The following is a 6,333-nucleotide window of genomic DNA, read 5'->3' as shown; positions in this document are numbered from 1 at the left end:
GACCGCCCGACCAAGGAGACCCCGATGTACGAGCTTCTCGACCTGATCCGGCAGCAGACGGCCATGCTCAGCCGCCTCAGTGAGACCCTGCCCGCCCCGGACCCCGCGCGACCCCGGGCCGCGACCGCCGTCACGGCCGACGCCCCCGCCGCGTCCTCCCGGCCGTGCGCGCCACCGGGCGCCGGGCCCGCCACCGAGGTCACGGAAGCCGTGCTCGCGGAGATCGCCCGCATCAGCGCGTTCCCCGTGAGCCACCTGCGGACCGACCAACGGCTCGTCGACGACCTGGGCTTCGACTCGCTGATGCTCACCGACCTGTTCACCTCGCTCCAGCGCCGGTGGCCCTACCTGACGATCGACGAGAAGTGCGCCCGGCCGACCGTCGGGAGCGTCGCCGCGATGCTCACCGGCCGCTCCGCGACGGCCCAAGCGGCACCCGTGGACGCTGTGGCCGACCGGGCCACGGACGCCGGGCCCCGCCCGCAGGCCGCCGTGCACATGTTCCCCGAGCACGTCCAGCCGGAGCCGCAGCCGCAGCCGGAACCTTCTCCGCCCGCTCCCGCGTCCCCCGCTCCCGCGTCCCCCTCGCAGCCGCAGGAGCACACGCGCATCGAGTGCTTCCCGGAGGTCGTCGCACACCACGAGCGGATGGACATCCTCGGCCGACTCCGGCTGCCCAACCCCTACTTCCTCGTACACGAAGCCGGTATGACCGACAGGACCATCGTCGACGGCCGGGAACTCATCTCCTTCTCCAGTTACAACTACCTGGGCATGGCCACGCACCCCGACGTGCGTGCGGCGGTCACGCAGGCCGTCGAACGGTGCGGCACGTCGGCGTCCGCGAGCCGGCTGCTGTCCGGCAGCCGCCCGCTCCACGTGGAGCTGGAGAGTGAACTCGCCCGCACCCTCGGGACCGAGGACGCGATCACCATGGTCAGCGGACACGCCACCAACGTCACCGTGATCGGGCACCTCGTCGGGTCGGGGGACCTCATCGTCCACGACGCACTCGCCCACGACAGCATCCTGCAGGGCTGCAGGCTCTCGGGCGCGACCCGGCGGCCCTTCCCGCACAACGACGCGGCCGCCCTGGACGCCCTCCTCAGCCAGGTCCGCCACCGGTACCGGCGGGTGCTCGTCGTCGTCGAGGGCGTCTACAGCATGGACGGCGACATCGCCGACCTGCCCGCTCTCATCGACGTCAAGAACCGGCACGGCGCGCTGCTGATGGTCGACGAGGCGCACAGCGTCGGTGTCGTCGGTGCCGGCGGGCGCGGTGTCGGCGAGTACTTCGACGTCGACCGCCCGGACGTCGACCTGTGGATGGGCACTCTGTCCAAGGCGCTTGCCGGGTGCGGCGGTTACGTGGCCGCCGACCGCGCCGTCGTCGACTACCTCAGGTACACCGCCCCGGGCTTCGTCTACAGCGCGGGCATGACGCCCGCCAACACCGCGGCGTCACTGGCCGCGTTGCGGACGATGCGGGCCGAGCCGCAGCGCCTGGCACGGCTGCGGGAGAACTCCGCGCTCTTCGCGGGCCTGGCTCGACAGGCGGGCATCGACATCGGTGACAGCCACGACACGCCGATCATCCCGTGCATCGTCGGGGACTCGGCGAAGACCCTGCGGCTGGCCCAGGCGCTCTTCCAACAGGGCGTCAGCGTCAACCCGATCCTCCATCCCGCGGTCCCCGAGGAGCTGACCCGGCTGCGGTTCTTCGTGACCTGTGACCACACGCCCGCCCAGATCCGGTCCACTGTGACGGCGTTGGAGCGGCAGCTGTGGCACATGGGCCTCACCACCGCGGCCTGACGGGGGCCTGTGATGGAGACCGTGTTTCCCGTGCTCGCGCCGGGCCGCGTCCACCGATGGGGTGGGGCCACCCTGGTCGTGGCCCGGCGCGCCGTCCTGGACCGGGTGCCGTCCTGGTCACCACTGCCGATGTTGTCCCGGGCCGAACAGGACCTCTTCCACGCGCTGCCGCCCCGGCGGCAGGGTGAGTGGGGGGCCGGACGGCTGCTCGCCAAGTGCCTGGTGGCCGATGCGGCCGTCATGCCGGTGACCGAGATCGAGATCCTCCCTCGCGCAGACGGCAGCCCTGAGGTGTCCGTCGGCGGCGGCCCGGTGGCCGTTTATCAGATCTCCATCAGCCACACCGCCCACCACGTCGCAGTGGCGCTCGCATCGGGTGCCGTCGGAGTGGACGTGTGCGAGACCGGGGCGGCGGCCGCGGTGCGCCGGGCCGCGGACCACGTCCTCACCGAGGAGGAACGGCCCGTCATCCCGGACCGGCCCGAATTCCTCTGTGCCGCCTGGGCGTTGAAGGAAGCCGCGATCAAGGCCGACCGCGACAGCCTGTTCGGGGAGGCACCGCGCCGCATCCGCATCCTCGGTCTGACACCTCCGGCCCTCGACGGCCGGCGTCGCGCCGAAGTGCGGCGCACGGGAACGGCGGTCCTCGCGCTCGTCCTCGCGGCCGAGGCCACGCCCCTCGAGGACGTGGAGACGCTCGACCGCGTGGTGACGAAGCCGCTGAACTGACCACGCGCGCCCACATCGGCGAGGCACGGGCAGCCCGGACGACCGATGTCCGTCTGTCCGTCCGGCACGCAACTTCCACTGCCCTTTACCGGTCCTGTTACGTGGCATCGACGCGGGACCGAAGGCATGGGACCGATGGCATGGGACCGAAGGCATGGGATCGGCGGCGGGGAAGTGCCCGGCGGTGGGGGAGCGAAGGATGTGGTTGCGGTGGGGGCGAGCCGTTGGCACGGCGGTGGCCGCGCTCATGGTCGGGGCGGTGGGCACGGCGTGCGGGGGCCACGCCGGCAAGGGAGCCGGTGATGCCGCCGAAGGCTGGCCGAGACTCAGGCAGGACAACCCTCAGGCCTCCTACTTCCTGGCGCCCGGCGGCAAGGCCGAGGACTTCAACCGCTACGAGACCATCCTCTACGCCCAGAATCCGCGGGGCAGGAACGAACTTGCCGCCAAGGACGTCGTGGCCGTCTACGACCTGTCGTCCCTGAAGGGCAAGGTGACGATCCGCCGGGTGGGCGCGGGCTGCACCCGCAAGGACTGGACCGTGACATGCACGACCCGTGACTTCTATCAGCAGACCTATCTCGACCCCTTCGCGCTGAGCTCGGCCCGGGGTGCGAAGACGGGGCCGGCCGGCGAGGTCCAGGAGCGGATCACCAGCTCCAATGCCGGCACCGTCAGGCACACCCGGCGGGTCTGCATCGGCAAACCCGACCTCCTCATGGCCAAGCACGAGCCGTCCACCATTCCCCGCTCGCGCCGCGGCTTCCTGCCCCCGCTCACCCCCGCCTTCGGCAACAGGGGCCAGGTCTCCCCGCCCGGCGGCTTCGTTCTCGCGGTGTCCCTGTCCCAGGGCACGCTCGCGGGGGAGAAGTACAGCAACTGCTTCTACACCCCGGACGGCAAGGCCGCCTACTGCCGGTTCTCCGGTGATCTGTCCCCGGGGACGGCCTTCGAGACGGACGGCCCGTTCCGCGGCGCCACCGACCCGTGCTGCTGGGTGAAAGGCGCCTACAGCTACCGCGTCTGGCCCACGGGGAACCCGCCCGGGTACGGCGCCGGCCCGTCGCCGCAGGACCGGCCCGGCACCGGCCGCAGGCTCGGCCTCAAGCCGATCGGCATCGACACCCTCCCGAACGGCCCGGGCGTCCTCGAGTTCTCCTCGGCGGGCGAGCCGGAGGCGGACTGGACGATCGACGGCATCACGCTCCGCGGCAGGATCGGCGAGCAACTCACCGTGGCGGTCCCCTCCGCGCGCAACCTGGGCCCCGACAAACCGGACCGGCACCCCACCCTGGCGGAGGTGACCCTTCCCGAGGGAGTCACCCTCGTGCCCCCACAGCCGGACGAGCAGGCGGAGGAGGAGTACTGCCGGTACGCGAACGAAGGCAGGACCGTTCGCTGCACCCAGAACCCGCCCTGGTCCTACCTGCGGGTCCGCATCGACAAGGAAGTCCGTGACGCCCGGGGGACGATCACGGTCATCGACCCCACGGACTCCGCGGACCCGAATCCGTCGAACAACACGGCCCCGATCAAGGTGCAGATCACCGCCGGCATCCCGCACGCCGGCTCCGGCTCCGCGGCGCCGAGCGCCTCGTAGACGGCTGTCGGTTGCCGTGCGGCCTCAGAGCGTGCGGTGCGCGGTCGACCCCTTACTGCTGGTGAGCGGGTACGGACCTGCCCGTACCCGTGACACTCCCGCACATGCGTGAGGGGAGGTGCGTGAGGGGAGGCGGGCGGGGTAGACGCCCCGGCCGGACATTCGACGCAGTCACATCCGGATGGGCTGTACAGGGAGGAAGACCATGAAGAAGCTGATGCGGCGCATCGCGACCGTGGGCATCTTTGCCGCAGCCGTCGGAGGGACCCTCCTGGCCGCCGGCGGCTCCGCGACGGCGGCCACCGCTGAGACCGCCCAGCGCACTACGCCCCCGGCGCCCCCGGCGGCCACGGCCGCCCCCGGCCATCGCTCCCTGCCGCACCACACCACCCGCCACCGCATCGACCCCTGGGTCGCGGACCAGCTGGCCATGTTCCACCCCGCGGCCGCGAAGCGGTCGGCGATCTTCGATCCCTGGGTCAAGGACCAGCTCGCGCAGCTTTCGGCCACCGCGCAGTAGATGCGGCACGCGATGTCCACGACGTGCTGCGATGACCAGTCGCCCGGAGGCGAGCCCGGGACGTGCCCGTCCCCGGCACTGAAGGCGGCGCGATATGCGGAACCGTTACCGATCCCGGTGATCGGACCTGCAACCCCACAGGGGTTCGCATGGTCATAGGGGTGAAGTGGCAGCCGGGGCGCACGGCGGCCGCAGATCCTGGTCCTGCTGATGCACCCGGTTCCAGCCCACCGCCAGGGCCACCTACGAGGAGCTCGTGGGCATGCAGGACGAGGGCAGCGCCACGAAGTACTTCCGCACCACATCCAGCGGCCCCTGGACCTACCTCACCAGTGACGGCTTCCCGGCGGGGCCGAACGGCTGCGGCGACATCCCGCAGATCCCGCGGGCCCTGGCCGCTGCCTGGCGAAACTGCTCCACGCCGCTGCGGTAGTCGGCCCGCTGTGACTTCACCCACCCTCTCTTGCCGAAGCGAGTAAGGCGTACCTACGTTCGGTCACATGTCCTCCCATGGCTCTGCCCTTCCCGGCGAACCGGACGAACCCGCCGCTGCGAGCAGGCCCGCGGCGGAGGGATCCGGCACCCCCGCACCGGTCGACTTCGCCGTCGACCTGGACGCGCACGAGATGCTGCGCCGCACTCATGTCCTGGCCGCACTCGGCCCCGACTGGGATCCCGTCGCTGCGCTGCGTGGTGAGGAGGAGGCGTACGAGCTGCTGTATTCCGGCCTGAGCACGGAGCAGCAGCGCCTGTACGACGAGCTCGTTGCCGCCGGTGTGCTCCCGGGCGGAGGGGGCGGCCATGATGCCGCTTGACCCGCAGGCCGACATCGGACGCCGCGCCTGGGTGGCCTGTCCGAACTGCGACGACCGCCGCGGGTGCGCCGAGTGCGAGCAGGGGGGCACCTGCCGGGAGCACTGGCGCTATCTGCTGTCGAACACCGGCAGCCTGCTTCACCTGCAGTGCCCGTCGTGCACGCACGTCTGGACGCACGAGACCCATTTCGGTGCCACCCGCTCTGCTTGGGGGCGCCCGTCCGGCGGTGGCCGGGAGCAGTGATCCTCCGGGGCCGCCGACGCAGCGGCCGACGCAGCGGCCGACGGAGCGGCCCGCGAGGTACGGGACTGTGGTGCCGCGTGCCGAGAGGGCGTGGCGAGTTTGTCAAGTCCCGACTTGTGGGGGCGTGACGGGGTTGTTTATCCGGGGCTTAATTGAGTCATGGGTTCGAGCGATTCGGATCTTTCCATCCCCTATTTCCCGTCAAGGAGATTTCTCATGGCTCGCATTTCCAACCCCCGGCGTTTTGTGATGCTGACCGCTTCGACTGTTCTGGCTGCGGGTGGTGCGCTGGTGCCGGCGAGCGCGTTCGCGGCTCCGCAGACGGCGCACGCGGTGACGGCCGGCGCGGTGGCCGACGGCGGCCACTGGCGGCACCATGACGGCGGCCACTGGCGTCACGGTGGCGGCGATGACAGGGACGGCCGGGGTGGTGGCGGGCAGGGCAACGTGGTGGTCATCATCGGTAACGGCAATACGGTCCCGGTGAACAACGGCACCGTGAACACCGGCTGACAGGGCGGCCGGTGGTGACACCGGCAGGCCGTGGCCCGGCCGGGTGGCAGCGTCAGGGACGCGCTACCCGGCCGGGCCCTTGTGCGTTGTGCGCGGG

Annotated in this window: 8 protein-coding genes; all 8 read left to right on the top strand. The window is 71.4% G+C overall.

Features of this window, described 5'->3' with window-relative positions; genetic code table 11:
* Positions 1–1,815, top strand: a 1,815-nt coding sequence (locus ACH4UM_RS31910) for an aminotransferase class I/II-fold pyridoxal phosphate-dependent enzyme (protein WP_398186925.1), incomplete at its 5' end; no start/stop codon positions are given.
* A gap of 12 nt (positions 1,816–1,827) precedes the next feature.
* Entirely contained in the window at positions 1,828–2,544 is a 717-nt protein-coding gene (locus ACH4UM_RS31905; protein ID WP_398186922.1) for a 4'-phosphopantetheinyl transferase family protein, read from the top strand.
* 205 nt (positions 2,545–2,749) lie between these two features.
* Positions 2,750–4,144, top strand: coding sequence for a hypothetical protein (locus ACH4UM_RS31900; protein WP_398186921.1), 1,395 nt, complete (start codon positions 2,750–2,752; stop codon positions 4,142–4,144).
* A gap of 205 nt (positions 4,145–4,349) precedes the next feature.
* On the top strand, positions 4,350–4,664 hold the full coding sequence (locus tag ACH4UM_RS31895) for a hypothetical protein (protein ID WP_398186918.1): 315 nt from the start codon (positions 4,350–4,352) through the stop codon (positions 4,662–4,664).
* A gap of 262 nt (positions 4,665–4,926) precedes the next feature.
* Positions 4,927–5,097, top strand: coding sequence for a hypothetical protein (locus ACH4UM_RS31890; protein WP_398186915.1), 171 nt, complete (start codon positions 4,927–4,929; stop codon positions 5,095–5,097).
* Between the two features lie 67 nt (positions 5,098–5,164).
* On the top strand, positions 5,165–5,479 hold the full coding sequence (locus tag ACH4UM_RS31885; RefSeq protein WP_398186912.1) for a DUF6400 family protein: 315 nt from the start codon (positions 5,165–5,167) through the stop codon (positions 5,477–5,479).
* Entirely contained in the window at positions 5,466–5,723 is a 258-nt protein-coding gene (locus tag ACH4UM_RS31880) for a hypothetical protein (RefSeq protein ID WP_398186909.1), read from the top strand. Before ACH4UM_RS31885 ends, ACH4UM_RS31880 begins: the two co-directional genes overlap by 14 nt.
* Positions 5,724–5,939: 216 nt before the next feature.
* On the top strand, positions 5,940–6,236 hold the full coding sequence (locus ACH4UM_RS31875; protein WP_398186906.1) for a hypothetical protein: 297 nt from the start codon (positions 5,940–5,942) through the stop codon (positions 6,234–6,236).
* Positions 6,237–6,333 lie beyond the last annotated feature (97 nt).

It is taken from the genome of Streptomyces sp. NPDC020801, assembly GCF_044334385.1.
In the GTDB taxonomy this organism is placed as follows: domain Bacteria; phylum Actinomycetota; class Actinomycetes; order Streptomycetales; family Streptomycetaceae; genus Streptomyces.
This window is presented reverse-complemented; position numbering and strand designations above follow the sequence as displayed.

Coding starts and splice junctions, on each gene's coding strand:
- ACH4UM_RS31905 (WP_398186922.1), top strand. CDS start 1,828: ATGGAGACCGTGTTTCCCGTGCTCGCGCCGGGCCGCGTCCACCGATGG.
- ACH4UM_RS31895 (WP_398186918.1), top strand. CDS start 4,350: ATGAAGAAGCTGATGCGGCGCATCGCGACCGTGGGCATCTTTGCCGCA.
- ACH4UM_RS31890 (WP_398186915.1), top strand. CDS start 4,927: ATGCAGGACGAGGGCAGCGCCACGAAGTACTTCCGCACCACATCCAGC.
- ACH4UM_RS31885 (WP_398186912.1), top strand. CDS start 5,165: ATGTCCTCCCATGGCTCTGCCCTTCCCGGCGAACCGGACGAACCCGCC.
- ACH4UM_RS31880 (WP_398186909.1), top strand. CDS start 5,466: ATGATGCCGCTTGACCCGCAGGCCGACATCGGACGCCGCGCCTGGGTG.
- ACH4UM_RS31875 (WP_398186906.1), top strand. CDS start 5,940: ATGGCTCGCATTTCCAACCCCCGGCGTTTTGTGATGCTGACCGCTTCG.